Annotated in this window: 14 protein-coding genes; 11 read left to right on the top strand and 3 right to left on the bottom strand. The window is 62.9% G+C overall.

Annotated elements, in window-relative coordinates:
- From OHD58_RS27535 to OHD58_RS27525, 3 genes are all read left to right on the top strand, one after another.
- Positions 1-189: 3-oxoacyl-[acyl-carrier-protein] synthase III C-terminal domain-containing protein (locus tag OHD58_RS27535; RefSeq protein WP_318528300.1), on the top strand; the 189-nt coding region annotated here is incomplete at its 5' end.
- A 55-nt stretch (positions 190-244) separates the two neighbouring features.
- Positions 245-697, top strand: coding sequence for an aspartate 1-decarboxylase (panD, locus tag OHD58_RS27530; protein ID WP_006205530.1), 453 nt, complete (start codon positions 245-247; stop codon positions 695-697).
- A gap of 1,069 nt (positions 698-1,766) precedes the next feature.
- Positions 1,767-3,410, top strand: a complete 1,644-nt coding sequence (locus OHD58_RS27525; protein WP_263806809.1) for an MFS transporter — start codon at positions 1,767-1,769, stop codon at positions 3,408-3,410.
- Between the two features lie 230 nt (positions 3,411-3,640).
- On the opposite strand, the gene OHD58_RS27520 is transcribed toward OHD58_RS27525, so the two are convergent.
- Positions 3,641-4,318 carry a GntR family transcriptional regulator gene (locus tag OHD58_RS27520; RefSeq protein WP_263791411.1) on the bottom strand — a complete coding sequence of 226 codons (678 nt, stop codon included), beginning with the start codon at positions 4,316-4,318 and terminating at the stop codon, positions 3,641-3,643.
- Positions 4,319-4,459: 141 nt separating this feature from the next.
- Between OHD58_RS27520 and OHD58_RS27515 the strand changes: the two genes are divergently transcribed.
- The 8 genes from OHD58_RS27515 to OHD58_RS27480 all read left to right on the top strand — a co-directional run bounded on the left by OHD58_RS27515 (position 4,460) and on the right by OHD58_RS27480 (position 13,278).
- On the top strand, positions 4,460-5,047 hold the full coding sequence (locus tag OHD58_RS27515) for an amino acid synthesis family protein (RefSeq protein ID WP_263791413.1): 588 nt from the start codon (positions 4,460-4,462) through the stop codon (positions 5,045-5,047).
- Entirely contained in the window at positions 5,040-6,824 is a 1,785-nt protein-coding gene (locus tag OHD58_RS27510; RefSeq protein ID WP_263791414.1) for an alpha/beta fold hydrolase, read from the top strand. Before OHD58_RS27515 ends, OHD58_RS27510 begins: the two co-directional genes overlap by 8 nt.
- Before the next feature lie 5 nt (positions 6,825-6,829).
- Positions 6,830-7,882, top strand: coding sequence for an LLM class flavin-dependent oxidoreductase (locus tag OHD58_RS27505; protein WP_263806808.1), 1,053 nt, complete (start codon positions 6,830-6,832; stop codon positions 7,880-7,882).
- Entirely contained in the window at positions 7,879-9,357 is a 1,479-nt protein-coding gene (locus tag OHD58_RS27500) for an aldehyde dehydrogenase (protein ID WP_263806807.1), read from the top strand. Before OHD58_RS27505 ends, OHD58_RS27500 begins: the two co-directional genes overlap by 4 nt.
- 82 nt (positions 9,358-9,439) lie before the next feature.
- Positions 9,440-10,474, top strand: coding sequence for an ABC transporter substrate-binding protein (locus OHD58_RS27495; protein WP_263806806.1), 1,035 nt, complete (start codon positions 9,440-9,442; stop codon positions 10,472-10,474).
- Between the two features lie 68 nt (positions 10,475-10,542).
- Entirely contained in the window at positions 10,543-11,403 is an 861-nt protein-coding gene (locus tag OHD58_RS27490; protein ID WP_263791420.1) for an ABC transporter permease, read from the top strand.
- Between the two features lies 1 nt (position 11,404).
- A complete protein-coding gene (locus OHD58_RS27485) occupies positions 11,405-12,205 on the top strand; it encodes an ABC transporter permease (protein WP_263806805.1) in 801 nt (266 codons plus the stop codon).
- On the top strand, positions 12,202-13,278 hold the full coding sequence (locus OHD58_RS27480; protein WP_263806804.1) for an ABC transporter ATP-binding protein: 1,077 nt from the start codon (positions 12,202-12,204) through the stop codon (positions 13,276-13,278). Before OHD58_RS27485 ends, OHD58_RS27480 begins: the two co-directional genes overlap by 4 nt.
- Before the next feature lie 122 nt (positions 13,279-13,400).
- Here OHD58_RS27480 and OHD58_RS27475 read toward each other — a convergent pair whose 3' ends face one another.
- Together OHD58_RS27475 and OHD58_RS27470 are read right to left on the bottom strand one after the other, a co-directional pair.
- Positions 13,401-16,865 (bottom strand): AAA family ATPase, encoded by a 3,465-nt coding sequence (locus OHD58_RS27475; RefSeq protein WP_006205503.1) that lies wholly within the window; start codon positions 16,863-16,865, stop codon positions 13,401-13,403.
- Complete coding sequence (locus OHD58_RS27470; RefSeq protein ID WP_006205502.1) at positions 16,862-18,121, bottom strand: metallophosphoesterase family protein; 1,260 nt, start codon at positions 18,119-18,121, stop codon at positions 16,862-16,864. The genes OHD58_RS27475 and OHD58_RS27470 overlap by 4 nt, the downstream gene beginning before the upstream one ends.
- Positions 18,122-18,219: the final 98 nt, after the last annotated feature.

The following is an 18,219-nucleotide window of genomic DNA, read 5'->3' as shown; positions in this document are numbered from 1 at the left end:
AGGAGCCTCGGCATTGCAGATCACGCAATCGTCAAGACAATCGCCGACTACGGCAACTCTTCCGCCGCGACGATCCCGCTATCGCTTTCGCTAGCCCATCAGATGGAACCGTTTCGGCCGGGGGAGAAAATCCTTCTCGCTGCAGCGGGTGCGGGTCTCAGCGGCGGCGCCCTCGTCGTCGGAACTTAGCCGAGCAACCGGCCGCCCAACGGACTGGTCATTCATGATGGATAGGAAACAGACCATGCGAAAACTAGTCGCCGGCAAGCTGCACGGCATCCACGTCACCGAAGCAAACCTCAACTACCACGGTTCGATAACGCTCGACCCTGACCACTGCGAAGAAGCCGGGATCCTGCCGATGGAGTTTGTCGAGATATGGAACAAGAACTCCGGCGCGCGGATTTCGACCTACGTCATTCTCGGCGAACGCGGGTCACGCTGCTGTATCCTCAACGGAGCGGCCGCCCGCACCTGCCAGCCAGACGACCAGATCATTGTCTGCAGCTCCATCTACCTGGATGAAGCGCATATCACCTCGCTGAAGCCGCGGGTCGTCACGTTCGATCAGGACAACCACATACTCGACCGCCTGAGCTACTCCGTCGATCTCGACGCCCATGGCCGTTACTGTTTCTCCATCCTTGACGAGGCGGGGGAGGCTTTGGCCACCCCTGCCCTGCTCTCCGGCGCGTGACTTGTATCCGACACGTGTGCGAGCTTTTGCACCGCAATAATCGAGCGCCTGTCGTCGCCGCGGGCCGAATACGCTTGACGCAGAGACCCGTTGAACCTGATCCAGCTCATACTGGCGCTGGGACGGTGAGGATGGCGTGCCAACGACCGCTTGCGGCGACTGGATCCGCGCCTAGAGGAAGCAAGCCAGGACTTAGGCGCTGGAACCAGCGAGACCTTTTTCGCGTCGTGCTAACGAACCTGACGACTGCCATCGTTGGCAGTGCGCTCGACCAGATTGCCATCACCTTCATGCTCACAGGCACCAAGAATACCTTGCCGATGGCACATGGGACCAGCTTACGGGGCGGGATCTGGTCTGCCCTGAGCTCCGGGCGATCGCTGCACTGATGGCTGCGGCGTCAATCTGCTGCATATTCGCGGGGCTGCGGTTTTCCAAGCCAGAGGCAAAATACCGGTTTCTCAGTCTGGGACAAAAGATTGAGATGGTTGCGATTACCGACCTATCGACTATTGGGCGGATCTCGTCGCCAAGAATCGCGATCGCGGTATCGCCCAAGCGTTGGTATTCGGCGAACTTGCCTGCGACGAACAAGAGCTCGGAAGGTTCGCGGGTCTCGCGGCCGGGCACGCGAGTCGTTGCCGCATTGCCGAAATGGTATTGTTTCCACGTTATCAAGAATAACATCTACTCTATCGTTACCTTCGATCGTGTCATCCCACGCTGGCTGCATTCGAGCGAGCTCTGACCATGGAACGCACAATCGCCGGACACGCCGCAGCCGAGGCGTGCGGCAATGGGCAGGAAATTCGCGCTCACCAAAACGGATACTTGCCCCGCGCATTCCGCTATGTGGCTCAATGCTACACTTCCGACTCTCTGCTAAGACCTCCGGATTGAGCGGGGGATCCCAAACCGGTATGCCGGTTCCTAGGATGAACGCAAAAGCATGCGGAAGCAGGTGCTTGGTTACGCCTTGGAAGCACTGACCCATTGCTCAACATCATAGAGGCAAAAAGGAAGTGGCAGCCGTGAATTAAACAATCGGCTCGTCGAAGGTAAGAAACGCATGCCGCACGAAAATCCTCATCCGTCCGTTCCAACGACGCTTGCCCCGCTTCGGAACCAGGTTTTTCGTTCGATCTGGGTATCTACACAGATATCCAGCCTGGGATGGCTCGTGCAAACAGTAGCCATCAGTTGGCTCATGGTCACTATTTCTGCCTCAGACCTGATGGTTGCACTCGTGCAGGCCGCATCCACATTGCCGGTGTTCTTCCTCTCAGTTCTCGCCGGAGCCATCGCCGACAACTTCAGTCGCCGATGGGTCATGTTTGCGGGGCACTGCCTGATAGCATCGGCATCAACAACGCTGATGATTTCTGTCGGCCTTGGATTTGTTAGTCCCTGGCTCATACTCGGATTGGGTTTCCTGGCTGGCTGCGGCTTCGCGCTAACCGATCCGGCCTGGCATGCGTCCGTGGGCGATATTCTTCACAAGCGCGAAATTCCGGCTGCGGTGACGCTTATGTCTGTCGGATACAACATTGTGCGCAGCGTTGGTCCGGCTTTGGGAGGCGTCATTCTGGCGTTCTTTGGGCCGCTTGCCGCTTTCGCCTTGGCCGCGCTGAGTGATCTGGCGCCGCTGGGCGCAATATGGCGCACCAAATGGCAAGTCCGCTCTTCGCCTCTCCCTCGTGAGAGAATGACGATGGCGATTCATGATGGAGTGCGCTTTACGGCGTTATCGTCGGAGATCAGAGTTGCAATCGCCCGTGCAACCCTTTTCGGCTTGGCAAGCATCTCCATCCTCGCGCTTCTGCCTCTTGTCGTGCGGGATCAATTGAGGAGCGGGCCAATCGTGTACGGCATCTTGTTGGCCGGATTCGGAATGGGGGCGTTCATTGCGGGCATGAGCAACGGCTTCTTGAGGCGGATCACGTCTCAAAACAGACTGGTGGCGTGCGCCTCTGTCGCTTGTGCAGCATGTTGCCTCTCCCTTGCGCTTACATCGTCGGTCGCTGTGGCCGCCATTTCGCTGGCATTCGGTGGCGCCGGTTGGCTTCTCACCTGGACGGGCATTGACGTGTCGGTGCAGCTGGCAAGCCCAAGGTGGGTAGTCGGCCGGACGCTCTCGATCTACTACGCCCTGAGCGCCGGGGGCATGGCAGCAGGCAGCTGGATTTGGGGTTCTGTCGCGCAGAACTACTCCTTGCCCTGGGCTTTGGAAGGCGCTGCGGGGGCTCTGTTGCTGGTTGCAGCAGCGGGAATAGTGCTGCCGGTCCGTCCATGGGAAGAAACGGATCAAGAAAGTTCGGATTTTCGCGCACCGGAGCTGGCACTCGATCTGAAGCCCAGAAGTGGCCCGATCGTTGCCAAGGTCGACTATTCCATATCAGAGAAGAATATCGACGCCTTTCTCGGCTGCATGCGGACAAAGCGGCACGCTCTTAGCCGCGCCGGTGCACGAAACTGGACGCTCCAGCGAAATCTTCAAACGCCTTCACTTTGGACAGAGACATTCCGCACGCCCACCTGGATGGACTTTCTTCGTCTAAATCACCGGCTTACGGCGGCGGATAAGGAAGCAGACGAACATCTTCTCGCGCTGCATGATGGCGAACTTCCTCCACGCACGGTGCTTTCGATCGAGCGAACGACGGAGGCAGCTCGCACCCGTGCCTTAACAGTCTTTTCTCGTCCTCCGAGGTGACGTCATGATGAGCTGTTGGTCGATGGAAAGCCGCGATCACCCCTGGGCTTTCAAGAGCACAGGGTTCGCACGCCACGGACCGTGTAGATGCGGCACTTCAAACCCCAGCACAAGGCCGCCTGATCTACACGCCCGACACGATACCGAGCCCTATCGCAAGGCCAGGATGGACGATAGGATGCCGCGCTGGCCAGTTACGGGGTGGAGCGCTGTAAAGACTGCGGCTGTCGCTAAGGGGGACCAAGGCGCAGCGTGTTACGTGCGATCTGCCAGGCGGATTCGACATGCCGCCGGGCTGCCGCCGCCGCCTCGTCCGGCTTGCGCGAGCGGATGGCATCCATGATTTCGGTCATTTCGGCGATCGCCGGCTCGCGCCGGTTCTCCGACGCGATGGTCATCGAGCGGAGCTGGTTGATGCGGACATTCAGACCCGTCACGATTTCCCAGGCAATGCGCTTGTCGGCCGCTTCGAACAGCGCTTCGTAGAACTTGGTCGTGGCCCGCATCACCTCGACCGGCGCGCCTGACGCCCACGCGTCAAGCAGGTTCGTCAAGGCGGCATCGAGCGCCGCGATCTGCGCGTCGGTGGCCGCTAAGGCGCAAGCCCGCGCCGCGATGCCCTCCAGAAGGGCCCGCAATTCGTAGATTTCGTCGGTGCGGCCGAGATCCGGCTTGGCGACGGCGGGCCCATGGCCCGGTATCATCTGCACCAGGCCTTCCGCCTCCAGTTGCCGCAGGACCTCGCGCACGACCGACCGGCTGACCCCGAGCTGATCGCAAAGCGGCCGCTCGACCAGCCTTTCACCAGGCTGGAAATGGAAGCCCATGATCGCCTCGCGCATGCGCTCCAGCGCCAGCGTCCTCAACGTCTTGGCAGAGCGGTCGATCCGCAGCGTATCGTCTGACATTTTTTCTCCGCGTCCTCGTGCTGCCACAAAACAGATTCCAAGGGCGATTGACAAGGCTCTCGGCGCTCCATAGTATGGTATACCATAAGATGATATCAAAGATTGCGGCGTTGGGCAACGCCGTCGCGACCGAGGACCTTCATGAGACCTGCCATTCGGAAGACCGTCACCTACATCGAGAACACGCTTATCGAGGGCGGCAAGGCGGCGCCTAAGCCCTTGCGCCTGATCGGCGTTGCCGCGGTGCTGACCAACCCCTGGGCCGGCCGTGGTTTCACTGACGACCTGTCGCCGGAAATCCGCGCCCTTGCCCCCGTTCTCGGCGAGATGCTGACCCGCGAGATCATCGCCGTCGCCGGTTCGGGCGAGGCGATTGAAGGCTACGGCAAGGCGGCCATCTGCGGCACCTCAGGCGAGATCGAGCACGCCTCGGCGCTGATCCACACACTGCATTTCGGCAATCACTATCGCCGTGCTGTCGGCGCCAAAACCTATCTGGCCTTCACCAATCTGCGCGGCGGACCGAACACGCCGATCATGATCCCGCTGATGGACAAAAACGACGACGGCCGTCGCTCCCACTATCTCACCGTGCATTTCCAGATCGGCGACGCGCCCGGGCCCGACGAGCTGGTGGTGGCGCTTGGCGCTTCGATCGGCGGCCGCCCGCACCATCGCATAGGCGACCGCTATCAGGATCTGAAAGAGGTCGGGGATCTGCATGGCTGACGTCGCCGCCTCCGCATGGGTCCGGGGCATAGCTCCCGACGGCACCGGCTTCATCCGTGCCGGTTCCGGCACGCCGGTTCTGCTCATCCACGGCGTCGGCATGAACGCAACGATCTGGCAGGATCAGATAGCCTCGATGAAAGATCGCCACGACCTGATCGCCGTCGATATGCTCGGCCACGGCACCTCGCCCCTGCCGCCGGAAAATGCCGCCCTGTCGGATTTCGCCGAGCAGGCGCTGCGTCTGCTCGATCATCTCGGTCTCGCCTCGGTATCGATCGTCGGCCATTCGATGGGCGCGCTGGTCGCCTTGGAAATCGCCCTTCGCGCGCCGTCGCGCGTCCGCTCCATCGTCTGCCTCAACGCGGTCTTCCGCCGCCCCGAAGCCCTGGCGCAGGCCGTGCGCGAACGAGCGGCGGCACTCGGCACGCATGGCGATCCTTCCGCCATCGCGGCAACGCTTGCCCGCTGGTTCGGCGACCCGCTGCCGGAGAGCCTAGCGGGTGCGGCCGCCACCGCACGCGCGGCTCTTGAAGGCGTCGACCCGGAAGGCTACGCGCGCACCTATCGCCTTTTTGCCCATGCCGATGCCGAGCATGCCTATGCCCTGGCCGGGCTGGCGGCGCCAGCCTTGTTCATGACCGGGTCCGACGACAGCAATTCGACCCCGGCCATGTCGGCGGCGATGGCGAGGCTCGCGCCGCACGGGCAATGCCTTGTGCTCGGCGGAGAAAGGCACATGATGGCAATGGCTTCGCCCGAAAAAGTGACTCACCACATCAGCGCCTTTGTCGACGCCGAAGCCGCGACGCCGCAGGCCGATCTCGCCTTCGACAGCGGCGAATTCCGGCGCGCGCTCGGCTCCTTCCTGACCGGCGTCACCATCGTCACCACGATCAGTGCGGAAGGCGAGCCGCGCGGCTTCACCGCCAACTCCTTCACCTCGGTCTCGCTCGAACCGCCGCTGGTGCTTGTCTGCATCGCCAAGAAGGCGCTGGGACACAGCGCCTTCTCGACATCGAAGGGCTTCGCCATCAACATCCTGTCGGAGAGCCAGAAAGCCCACTCCGGCATCTTTGCCTCCAAGGCCGCCGACAAGTTCGCGAGCGTGGCCTGGCAACCGGGCCAGACCGGTAATCCGCTGATCGACGGTTCCGTCGCGGTGTTCGATTGCGCCATGCAGCAGCTGGTCGATGCCGGCGATCATTCGATCCTCATCGGCCGCGTCCGCGATTTCAGCCACAACGGAGCACAGCCGCTCGGCTATTGCCGGGGCACCTATGTGACGCCCGGCCTCAGCCAGGAGGCGCTGGCGGCTGCACCGCCCGATACGGAAGTCGGCGCCATTCTCGAGAACGATGGCCGGGTGCTGTTCTTCGAGACATCTGACGGCTTCCATGAATTGCCGGCTGGGCGCGGACTGGGCACACCGAAAGATGCGCGCAGCCTCAAGGGGAGCCTTGCCGCCAGGACCATCGACGCCCAGCTCGGCTTCCTGTTCGCCGTCTGGGACGATGCCGCCGACCCCTCGCGCACGCATGTCTACTATCGCGGCACGGTCGACGGCCCTCATTCCGACGATCGCCATGTGCGGCTTGTCGACATCGAGAAGATCGCCGATCTGAGGATTGCCGACCCTGCGGTGCGGTCGATGCTTGCCCGCTATGCACGCGAGCGCATGGAAGATGCGTTCGGCGTCTATGTAGGCAACGAGGTCGAAGGCGAAGTCCGGCCGCTCGCCAAGCCTTCGCCAGTTCTTCTTTCCGGTCGCGGGTGACGCTGATGAAATTCTCGCTGTTCGTCCACATGGAGCGCTCGGATCTGGCCAAGCCGCATTCCGAGCTTGTCGGTGAATTGGAAGAGCTGGTCGTGCAGGCCGAAGAGGCAGGTTTCGAGACCGCCTGGATCGGCGAGCATCACGGTATGGAATTCACCATCTCGCCGAACCCGTTCATCAACATCGCCTGGCTCGCCGCCAAGACCAGGCGCATAAGGCTCGGCACCGGAACCATCGTCGCGCCGTTCTGGCACCCGATCAAGCTTGCCGGCGAAGCGGCAATGGCCGACGTCATCTCCGGCGGCCGCCTCGACATCGGCATTGCGCGCGGCGCCTACGCCTACGAATACCAGCGGCTTTTTCCTGGGCTTGAAGCCTGGGGCGCCGGCCAGCGCATGCGCGAGATGGTGCCGGCGATCCGCGGCCTGTGGGATGGCGATTTCGAACTCACTGGCGAGTTCTGGTCGTTCCCGTCGACCACCTCGTCACCCAAGCCGCTGCAAAAGCCTTATCCGCCGATCTGGGTGGCGGCGCGTGATCCGAACTCGCATGACTTTGCCGTCGCCAGCAAATGCAATGTGCAGGTGACGCCGCTGGCCTCCGGCGATGGCGAGGTGACCAGCCTGATGGAGCGCTTCAACACCGCCTGCGCTGCTCACCCCGACATAGCGCGGCCGGAAATCATGCTGCTGATGCACACATTCGTTGCCGAGGACGCAGCCGATGCTGATCGCCTGGCGCAGGACCTGTCGCAGTTCTACTGCCAGTTCGGGGCCTGGTTCCAGAACAAGAAGCCGGTGCGCCAGGGCGTTCTGGAGGCGCTAACCGAGGCCGAGATCGCGGCCATGCCGCAATATGCGCCCGACAAGATCCGGCAGAACCTTGTTATCGGCGAAGCCGACGAGGTGATCGCCAGGCTGAAGGCCTATGAGGCGCTCGGCTACGACCAGTATTCGATCTGGATCGACAGCGGCCTCTCCCACCAGCGCAAGAAGAAATCGCTGCAGCTCTTCATCGATAGGGTGATGCCGGCCTTCCAGGGACCGCATACGCGATGAGCACCGCTCAATTCAGGAACTATGTCGACGGCAGCTTCGAGGACGCGCCCGCGACTTTCGACAGCATCGACCCGTCGACCGGCACGGCATGGGCCAGGATGCCCGCTGCATCATCGGCCGATGTCGACCGCGCCGTCGAGGCCGCTCACCGGGCGCTGCGCTCCGGCCCATGGGCGGCGATGACGGCAACAGCGCGCGGCAAGCTGCTGGTGCGGCTCGGCGACCTGGTGGTCGCCAATGCCGACCGGCTGGCGGAACTCGAGACGCGCGACACCGGCAAGATCATCCGCGAGACCCGCGCCCAGATCGCCTATGTCGGCGACTACTACCGCTACTATGGCGGGCTGGCCGACAAGCACGAAGGCTCGTTTGTCCCCATCGACAAGGCGGACATGGAAGTGACGATCCGGCCCGAGCCGATCGGCGTCGTCGCCGCGGTCGTGCCGTGGAATTCGCAACTCTTCCTGTCCGCCGTCAAGCTCGGGCCGGCGCTGGCGGCCGGCTGCACCGTCGTCCTCAAGGCGTCCGAGGACGGCCCTGCCCCGTTGCTGGCCTTCGCCGAGCTCGTCCATGAGGCGGGCTTTCCCGCCGGCAGCGTGAACATCCTGACCGGCTTCGGCCATGATTGCGGTCACCGCCTGACCAGCCATCCGCTCGTCGCCCGTGTCGCCTTCACCGGTGGTCCGGCAACCGCCCAGCAGATCGTCAGGAACACCGCGGAAAACCTTGCCTACACGACGCTCGAACTCGGCGGCAAGAGCCCGGTCGTGGTGTTTGCCGATGCCGATCTCGACAGCGCCGCCAACGCGGTCGTCGCCGGCATCTTCGCCGCCACCGGCCAGAGCTGCGTCGCCGGCTCGCGCCTGCTGGTCGAGCGTTCGGTGAAGGACGAATTCCTCGCCCGGCTCAAGCACAAGGCCGAGGCGATCCGGATCGGCGATCCGCAGGATCCGGCAACCGAAATGGGGCCGCTGGCCACGTCGCGGCAGCGCGAATGGATCGAGAAGATCGTGGCGGCAAGCCTTGCCGCAGGTGGACGGCTGGTCACCGGCGGCGAAAGGCCCGCCGGTCACGCCGGCGGCCTCTACTACGCGCCGACGATCATCGATGCCAACGACAACACCGGCTTGCCCTGCGTGCGCGAGGAGCTGTTCGGTCCCGTGCTCTCCGTGATCGCCTTCGACGCGGAAGCCGAAGCCCTGGCGCTGGCCAACGACACGCCGTTCGGCCTGGCGTCCGGCGTGTTCACCACCAATCTCGCGAAAGCCCATCGCATGGCGCGCGGCATCCATGCCGGCGTGGTCTGGATCAACACCTATCGCGCCGTCTCGCCGCTGGTTCCGTTCGGCGGCTATGGCCAGTCGGGCCTCGGCCGCGAAGGCGGCCTCGATGCGATCCGCGACTACACGCGTTCGAAGTCGGTGTGGATACGCATCTCGGACGACCCGATTCCCGATCCTTTTGTCATGCGGTAGCCGCCGCGGACGGGGATTCGCGATCAAGGCGAAAACGCCGGTCGCGAACAGCCAACAACGAAAACAAACAGAGGAGAACGACATGAAACTGATCATCACCGGCGCCCTTGCCCGCCTTCTTGCAACGACACTGCTCGCAACAACACTTCTGGCAACGACGGCCGCAAAGGCCGAGGACATGGTGTTCACCAGCTGGGGCGGGACGACCCAGGAAGCGCAGACCAAGTCCTGGGCCGAACCGTTCACCGCCGCCTCCGGCATCAAGGTCATGCAGGACGGCCCGACCGACTACGGCAAGCTGAAGGCGATGGTCGACAGCGGCAGCGTCAACTGGGATGTCGTCGACGTCGAGATGGATTTCGCCATCAAGGCGGCCAAGGACGGCCTGCTCGAGCCGATCGACTTCACTGCTGTGCCGAAGGCCGACCTCGATCCGCGCTTCACCACCGATCATGCCGTCGGCAGTTTCTATTATTCCTTCGTGCTCGCCTGGAACAAGGGCGCCGTTTCGGGCGAACCGGCCGGCTGGGCCGACATGTTCGACCTGAAGAAATTCCCGGGCAAGCGGACCTTCTACAAATGGTCGGCGCCCGGTGTCATCGAGATCGCCTTGCTGGCCGATGGCGTTCCCGCCGACAAGCTCTATCCGCTCGATCTCGATCGCGCCTTCAAGAAGCTCGACACCATCAAGTCGGACATCGTCTGGTGGGGCGGCGGCGCGGAGTCGCAGCAATTGATCGCGTCCGGCGAAGCAACCTTCGGCCAGCTGTGGAACGGTCGTGTCTTCGCGCTGGAGAAGGATGGCGCCGATGTCGGCGTCTCCTGGAACCAGAACCTGACCGCCGCCGACGTCCTGGTGGTGCCGAAGGGCGCCAAGAACAAGGACGCCGCGATGAAGTTCCTCGCCGCGGCAAGCAGCCCGGCCGGCCAGGCGAAGTTCGCCGAAGCCAGTGGCTATGCGCCCATCAACACCAAGGCCAAGGCCGAGATGCCGGCCGATGCGGTGAAGGCGCTGCCGGACGCCCATGTCGACGGACAGATCAACCTCGACATGAACTACTGGGCCGAGCACCGCGACGAGATCGCCACGCGCTGGTATGCTTGGCAGGCGAAATAAGCCTGCCCCTTGAACAGCAAGGGACGGGACGGTCTGCGTCGTCTCGTCCCGTAGCCCAGGTCGCTGCCATGTCGGTCGAAACACGCCAGAGCCCACCAACATTCCGCATGCCGGCAGGCTTCAACGGCCTGCTGCCGGCGCTGATCCTGATCGTGCTGTTCTTCGTCGTCCCGGTCCTGGCCCTGCTTTTGCGCAGCGTCACGGAGCCCGAGCCCGGCCTGCAGAACTACGCGGCCCTGCTTGGCGACGGCACCTATGCGCGGGTCTTCTTCAACACCTTCCTGGTCGCGTCGGTGGTCACGATCGTCACCGTCCTCGTCGCCTTTCCGGTTGCCTGGATGCTGGCGATCATGCCCTCGGCGCTGGCCTCGATCGTCTTCGGCGTCATCATCCTGTCGATGTGGACCAATCTCTTGACCCGCACCTATGCCTGGATGGTGCTGCTGCAGCGCACCGGCGTCATCAACCGGACGCTGATGGCCGCCGGGATCATCGACCAGCCGCTGCCGCTCATTAACAATCTCACCGGCGTCACCATCGGCATGGTCTACATCATGCTGCCCTTCATGATCCTGCCGCTGGTCGGCACGCTGCGGGCGATCGATCCGATGACGCTGCGCGCGGCGGCACTGTGCGGCGCCAGCCCCTTCCAGGCATTCCGCCGCATCCTTTTGCCGCTGTCGCTGCCTGGCGTGGCGGCCGGCGGCCTGATGGTCTTCGTCATGTCGCTCGGCTACTTCGTCACCCCGGCACTGCTCGGCGGTACGTCGAACATGATGCTCGCCGAAATGATCGCGCAGATGATCCAGTCGCTGCTCAACTGGGGGCTCGGCAGCGCCGCGGCCTTCATCCTGCTTGTCGTCACCATGGCGCTCTACGCGCTGCAGCTGCGCCTCGTCGGCGCCAGGCGCATGAGCGGAGGCATCTGAGATGCTGCTCGACTATGACCGCATGGGATGGCTGAAGATTGCCCTGCTCGGCTTCACCGCTCTGGTCGCCGGCTTTCTCCTGTTGCCGGTCGTCTTCATCGTCCTGCTCTCGTTCGGCTCGTCGCGCTGGCTGGCCTTCCCGCCGCCCGGCTGGACGCTCAAATGGTACCAGGAGCTTTTTGCCGATCCGGCCTGGCTCGATGCGGCGCTGACCAGCGCCAAGATCGCCACCATGACGGCGATGCTGGCGGTCGCGATCGGCCTGCTCGCCTCCTTTGCCCTGGTTCGCGGACAGTTTGCCGGGCGTGAGATCCTGCGCGGCCTGCTGCTGACGCCGATGGTGCTGCCCGTTGTCGTCTTCGCCATCGCCATCTATGCCTTCTTCCTTCGCCTTGGCCTCGGCGGCACCAGCATCGGCTTCGTCATCGCCCACACCGTTTTGGCGCTGCCCTTCGCCATCATCCCGATCGCCACCGCGCTCGAAGGCTTCGACAAGTCGATCGAGGACGCGGCGATCGTCTGCGGCGCCAGCCCGCTCGAGGCCAGGCTCAGGATCACCTTGCCGTCGATCCGGATCGGCATCTTCTCCGCCGCGATCTTTTCCTTCCTCGCCTCGTGGGACGAAGTCGTGGTGGCGATCTTCATGGCCAGCCCCAGCTTGCAGACCTTGCCCGTCAAGATCTGGGGCAGTTTGCGGTCGGATTTGAGCCCGGTGATCGCCGCCGCCTCCAGTCTGCTCGTCGGGCTGACGCTTGCCCTGATGGTGGTGACGGCGCTGCTGCAGCGAAAGGTCCGCACATGACCCAGCCCTTCCTCTCCATCCGCAATCTGCGCAAGGCGTTCGGGGCGATCACCGCCGTGCACGACGTCACCCTCGAGATCCCCAAAGGCGAGTTCCTGACCTTCCTCGGGCCTTCGGGTTCGGGAAAATCGACGACGCTCTACGCGATTGCCGGCTTCCAGGATCCGAGTTCCGGCGATGTGCAGCTGGAAGGAAAGTCGCTGCTCGCCGTGCCCTCGCACAAGCGCAACATCGGCATGGTCTTCCAGCGCTACACGCTCTTTCCGCATCTGACGGTGGCCGAGAACGTCGCCTTTCCGCTTCGGGTTCGCCGCCGGCCGGAAGCCGAGGTGAAGAAGAAGGTCGCCGACATGCTGGCGCTGGTGCGGCTCGAAAGCTTCGCCACGCGCTTGCCGGGCGCGCTGTCGGGCGGCCAGCAGCAGCGCGTCGCACTGGCCAGGGCGCTGGCCTACGATCCGCCGATCCTTTTGATGGACGAACCACTGTCGGCGCTCGACAAGAAGTTGCGCGAGGAAATCCAGGGCGAGATCCGCCGCATCCATCGCGAGACCGGCGTCACCATCCTCTACGTCACCCACGACCAGGAGGAAGCGCTGCATCTGTCGGACCGGATCGCCCTGTTCCGGGACGGTCGCATTGAGCAGACCGGCAGCGGCGAAGACCTTTATCTGAGGCCGGCGACCGATTTCGTCGCCGGCTTCATCGGCAATTCGAATTTTCTTGCCGCCGAACATCTCGACACCACCGACGGCACGGCAACGATCCGGCTGGCCGACGGCTCTGTCATCTCCGGCGTCAGAGCCAACGGCACGTTTGGCAACGGCCAGAAAACCAGGCTGATGATCCGGCCGGAGGCGTTTGGCATGGAACGGAGCCCGGCGAGCGCAGAGCTCAACGTCGAGATTGTCGATGTCGCCTTCTATGGCGAACGGCGGCGCATCGTCGCGCGCACCGCCGCCGGCGAGGGGGTCGACATCAGGCCGACCTCGGCCGCCATGCCGTCGCAGGATGTGTCGCCCTGCAGCCGGCAGGTGTTTTTCGACCCGGCGGCGGCGTTTCTGTTTCCCGCCTGAGTTTTCCGAGCGAGTTGAGGAACATTCCCCGCAGGTGTCTGATTCAAATTGCCCATGACATGGGCGTGGACGCTTGGATCGAGTCCAAGGCGATCGTTTGCACCAACGCAAAGCGTGCACACCTATCCGAGCTCATGGATCGTCACGCTGGGAATAACGGCCTTGGCGATCTCGCACAGGTGTTGGTGATGCGTGAGGTAGATCACCTGGCCCGCACATGCCATCTGACCAAACAGCTTGAAAACCTCCTCGGATCGGACGTGGTCGAAGGTCTCCATGATATCATCGGCGATAAAGGGCACAGAAGGTCTAAGCCGCGCAAACTCGTAGTAGCCTGCGAGCCTCAGGGCGAGGTAGAGCTGAAACCGAGCGCCCTTCGACAGGGCGTCTGCGACCTTGGACTGCCCGTCGCGTTGCATGGCGATGAGGACTTCACCACCTTTTGCCGGTTGGGTCGCCAAGCCCGTGTATTGACAGCGTGTGATGAGCGCGAAGGCATCCGATGCCCGCACCATCATCCCGGAACGATGTTGCTCACGATAGACCCTCAGGGCGTTTGAGGCCGACATTGCTCCCAACTTCAACTCGATATACCGAACCGCCTTCTCCTCGATTTCCAGAAGCACGGTGCGACGCTCCGCGTCTATTCGGGCAACCGCGCTGTCGCCGCCAATGGCATCCAGCTTGTCGGCCGCGCGGGTCCGCCGGATGAGCTGGTGCTGTATCAGTTCGTCAAGATCGCCAAGCCGCCGCTCGCTGTCGGCCTTCTCGATCGCAAGGATATGCGAATCGAGGCCATCCAGGATCGAATGGGCCTGCTCGATCGTGTCCACCGTGAGTTCAGCCAACAGCTGTTCCTCGAGATCGGTGACGGTGGCACGCAAGCGGTCCCTTTCCTTGAGCAGCTCGTCGCGCTCAACGACTTGCGCCAAGGTGGCCACGCCGAAGGCGCCCAAAACATCTCGCTTGCGTCGTTCATGAACCGCGACTTCCAGATCGAGAGCGTCACGAACATCTTGCAGGCGCTGCAGGTCATTGAGGAGACTCAGCTTTGCCTCACGGGCGCGATCGGCGCGCTCCAGGCGCTCGGCAAGCCTGATGGCCAACTGTTCCGGGTCCTCGTCGTTCGCCGGTTCAGCCATTAGTGCCGCGGCAGCGGTAATCTCCTCGATGAAAATGCTTCTGTCTGCCTCCATCTTCGCAATACGCAGCCGCATGGCGTCCCGGTCCTGAATAGCCTTTGACAGCTCAGCCAACTGATCGAGTACGCCGCCGACGCCAGGCACGGAAATCCCTCTTTCCAGCCAGGTTCCCTTGAGTGCTTCGGTGACGTCGGCCACCCATTCCTCCTCGCGCCTTTCCGCCACCTCCAGGGCGCGTCGCCTGACTGCCAGTTCTTCCTCCCTCGCGCTTACGGTCCTCACCGCCTCCGCGCGTTCGGCGTCCACCTTGGCTTGCCTGTCGAGAAACCGTTCCGCGACGGCCACCATGACTTCCAGCCTCTCGTTCGGCTGTATCCCGACGCTTTCGAGGGCCGCGCTCACCTCAAGGCGTATGAGATTCCCGTCGTCAGTTGCCCGCTCAAGCTTCTTGCGCGCGACCAGGATCTCGTCCCAGGCCGAGAGTGCATCGGCGCGGGCGGAACTACGCTCCTCGATCAGCCCGATCAAAAGCTCAAGCGAGGGTTCCTGGCATGCGCCAAGCAAGTCTGTCGCTGCGGCGATGATTTCCGAGACTGCCGCTTCCCCACTGGAGGCGAACTGCCCTAGTTGATCAGCCGTGCGCGTGATGACAGCGGCGCTCTCAGCAAGGCTACGTTGTGTTGTTCGGATTTCAGCGAGTTCGCGCGCATGGACCAGACGTATCGCTGCAACACCGTCGTCACGAGCCAACGCCGCCTCGAAAATGTCTGCCGTCTCGGCGAGCAGCTTTTCTCGATGTCCTTTCCAAGCCTCGTCCCTCTTGCGTCGGACAGCCATTGCCGCTTCATCATCCGCCACATCGACCGAGGACCGGATGGTTTCCAATCGTGCCAGCAGCGAAGCATGCGTTTGTTCCTGCTCCGCCAGACGTTGGGAAAGGATGGCTTTGTTCCTCTGGTGCTCTGCCGAAAGTGTCTTCCAGGCCGCGATCTTGCTGGCGCTCGGAACTGACATCGCACAGAGCGTCTCGGCGTTCCCCTCCCACGGCTTCAGTCGCCGGATCGCCGCCTGCCAACGATTTTGACTTGCGTCTTCCGCCTCACAAGCCGCCTTAATCTCGCTCAGATGCCCGCTTCCTCTCGCCTTGGACAGCGCCGACGTCAGCCTTGCCCGGGCAGGCTCAGGCACAGCCCGTTCTTCACCGACCCGTTGCCTTGCCGTGTGAAGCGCATCCAGGGCTGCCGCGGATTCATCGCGGGCGACGCGGACGCTGGTGGTTATTCCTGATCGCTGTTCGAGCATATTGCGAACAGACCCGACAATGGCAGCGGGCAGGAGAAGCGAGGCCGGCTCCTGTTCCGTGGATTTCCCCAGAGCGGCAAGGCAATTCGCCACGGCGTTGTCGAGGATTTGAAGCTCCATCCTGCGGGTAGGCAGGTCCAGGCCAGCAGACACATATCGTGCCTTGCGATCGGCCAGTGCGCGAACCTGTTCGGAGATTGCGAGGATCGCCTCATCCACGGCGATCGCCGCGATCCTCGCCCTTAGTCTCTCCATTTCGTCGTCGTTTGCCAATTGGCGCGTTCGCAGGCTGGCGTCCTGATCGATCATTTCGGCGACACTCCCCGTCCAGGTCCGGGGCGGCGAAGCCAGGTCAGGCAATTCGGCAAGCCGAGCGGCCCTCCGCTGCGTATCGGCCGCGAGGGGAGCCGCGCGCAGATACTTCGCGATTGTCTCCAGTCGAGCCAACAGCACCGATCGTTCGGCTACGCTTCGATCGTATTTTTCCGCGGCCTCGACACGTTCCGCCTCCAAGGTTTCGAAAGTGGAGGCCAACGTGTCGATTTCATCCTTGCGGGATTTCAGTTCGGCAAACCGCTTTTTGAGCAGCGCAAGTTCGGTTCCGTGTGCCTGCTTGCGATAGAGGCTGTCTGCTTCCGCCTCGAGCGCGCTCAGGATGTCACTTGCGTGCCCCAGTCCGGCGCTGGCCGCAAAAAGCAGCTTGCCGAGGTCTCCGCGCGATTCCAGGATCGATTTTCCGCCTGCTTCCAGCGTCTCGTCGTCCAGTGAGAACATGGTGCTGTAGGCCTCGCGCGACAGGCCTGCCAGATGTGCCGATATCGCCACTTCACTTGCCGGCTGGCCGGCCGCATCGTGCAGCGAGTTGCTGCGTTGTTTCGTACGCGAGAAGGTCCGTTCTTCGCCGGCGAGTTCGAGCACGCCGCCGACGCGCATGGCGCTATACTCATGCAGGAAATTGTAGCGGCTGCGTTCCTCAATGCCAAACAGCAGGTCCAGATAACCGGAAAGTGCCGTCGATTTTCCAGCCTCGTTCAAGCCGAACACAATGTGCAGATCGGGTCCGGACTCCGGCTTTGGCCCGAAGTCGAGCGCCCTGTCGGTAAACTTCCCGTAGCGAATGAGGTCGAGGCGCCGTAGTCTCATTGCTGCCCGCCTGCCTTGAGGCGGGCCGTGACCAGACCGGCACCACGGGCGAGAGCCCCGTCGAGGAACACGTCCAGCGCGGCTTCGTCCTTTCCGGCAAAGTCGCGCGCGTCCGGCGGAAGATCCGCGATGGTTTTCAAAACCAGGGCTTTGGCTTCCGCTCGGAAAGCTTCCGACCTGGCAACGGTGTGCATGGATTGCGCGAGCTCCAGAACCGGATCGGCGACGCCGTCGGATGCCTCACTGTTAGGCGTTGACAGGTCCAGCTCGAGCTTCTCGATCCACGCATCACCCACCTGGTCGGCAGCCTGTTCAGCCTCCCCGAGCAGCAGATCCCTGTCGCGGATTATTTTCCAGGACAGCGGCGACGTACCGGTCAGGCCGAGGCGGACCACAGCATGGCGGGATCGAACGGCGGCCCGGGTTTGCTCCAGCGCGGACCGGATCCGTCCGACGGCCTCGGGCCATTCCAGCGTCCCGGTTAGATCAACATTCATCCGCTCGAATTGCGCGACACTGGTCAGCCTCTCTTCAATCGTGACGGTCCGGTCATCGCTTATCGTTACCAGGCTGACGGATTTCTCTCCAGCCTCATTGATGTCCCTGCCTTGTGGCATTCCCGGCATCACCACCGTGCTCGCGCCGGGATGGACTTTCCGAACATGAATGTGCCCCAGCGCCCAATAGTCGAAACCGTGGCCGTGCAAGTCGGCAACGCTGCAGGGGGCGTAGACGTCATGACCGGGGGATCCTGCCAGACTGGTGTGCATGATCCCGACATTGACCGCCCCTTCGCGGGGAGCCGTATATTTGGGCAGCAGGCACTCTGGCGCCTTTGGGTTTGCGAAGCTCAAGCCATGGACCATGACGTCCAGACCTCCGGCTGATTGCAGCACCGGTTGGGCACGGCCACCGAAGATCGTCACGGTATCGGGAAACACGAGCTGTTTCGTAATCCGCGACATGGCGTCGTGATTTCCTCGGATCATGAAGACCCTGACACCGGCCTGGTGGAGCCGGGTAATCTGCAACGCCAGAAAGCGTGCCGTTTTCATCGACGTCTGATCGCCGTCGTAAAGATCGCCGGCAATGACGAGGGCATCGACACGCTCGGCAAGGCAAAGGTCGACGATGGAGACAAACGCCTGACGACTGGCGTCTCCCACCAGTTCGGCAAGATCGGGGTTTCGCATCGCCAGCGAGCGCAGCGGCGAGTCGAGATGGATATCGGCCGTATGGATGAAGCGAAATGCCACTGGGCGATCTCCGGTCCCGAACAAGGGATGTGGTTCGACGAGAATTCTTCGGCACCCGGTCTCAGCGGGCTGAGTTCAGGCGACTCTTCATTCAGGCG

The sequence above is a fragment of the Mesorhizobium sp. ZC-5 genome (genome assembly GCF_025753855.1).
GTDB lineage: Bacteria > Pseudomonadota > Alphaproteobacteria > Rhizobiales > Rhizobiaceae > Neomesorhizobium.
Note: the sequence above shows the minus strand (reverse complement) of the source record. Positions and strands in the feature narration are given on the sequence as shown.

Bases quoted from the DNA above. Each gene is read 5' to 3' on its own strand.
- panD (WP_006205530.1), top strand. From the start codon at position 245: ATGCGAAAACTAGTCGCCGGCAAGCTGCACGGCATCCACGTCACCGAA.
- OHD58_RS27525 (WP_263806809.1), top strand. From the start codon at position 1,767: ATGCCGCACGAAAATCCTCATCCGTCCGTTCCAACGACGCTTGCCCCG.
- OHD58_RS27520 (WP_263791411.1), bottom strand. From the start codon at position 4,318: ATGTCAGACGATACGCTGCGGATCGACCGCTCTGCCAAGACGTTGAGG.
- OHD58_RS27515 (WP_263791413.1), top strand. From the start codon at position 4,460: ATGAGACCTGCCATTCGGAAGACCGTCACCTACATCGAGAACACGCTT.
- OHD58_RS27510 (WP_263791414.1), top strand. From the start codon at position 5,040: ATGGCTGACGTCGCCGCCTCCGCATGGGTCCGGGGCATAGCTCCCGAC.
- OHD58_RS27505 (WP_263806808.1), top strand. From the start codon at position 6,830: ATGAAATTCTCGCTGTTCGTCCACATGGAGCGCTCGGATCTGGCCAAG.
- OHD58_RS27500 (WP_263806807.1), top strand. From the start codon at position 7,879: ATGAGCACCGCTCAATTCAGGAACTATGTCGACGGCAGCTTCGAGGAC.
- OHD58_RS27495 (WP_263806806.1), top strand. From the start codon at position 9,440: ATGAAACTGATCATCACCGGCGCCCTTGCCCGCCTTCTTGCAACGACA.
- OHD58_RS27490 (WP_263791420.1), top strand. From the start codon at position 10,543: ATGTCGGTCGAAACACGCCAGAGCCCACCAACATTCCGCATGCCGGCA.
- OHD58_RS27485 (WP_263806805.1), top strand. From the start codon at position 11,405: ATGCTGCTCGACTATGACCGCATGGGATGGCTGAAGATTGCCCTGCTC.
- OHD58_RS27480 (WP_263806804.1), top strand. From the start codon at position 12,202: ATGACCCAGCCCTTCCTCTCCATCCGCAATCTGCGCAAGGCGTTCGGG.
- OHD58_RS27475 (WP_006205503.1), bottom strand. From the start codon at position 16,865: ATGAGACTACGGCGCCTCGACCTCATTCGCTACGGGAAGTTTACCGAC.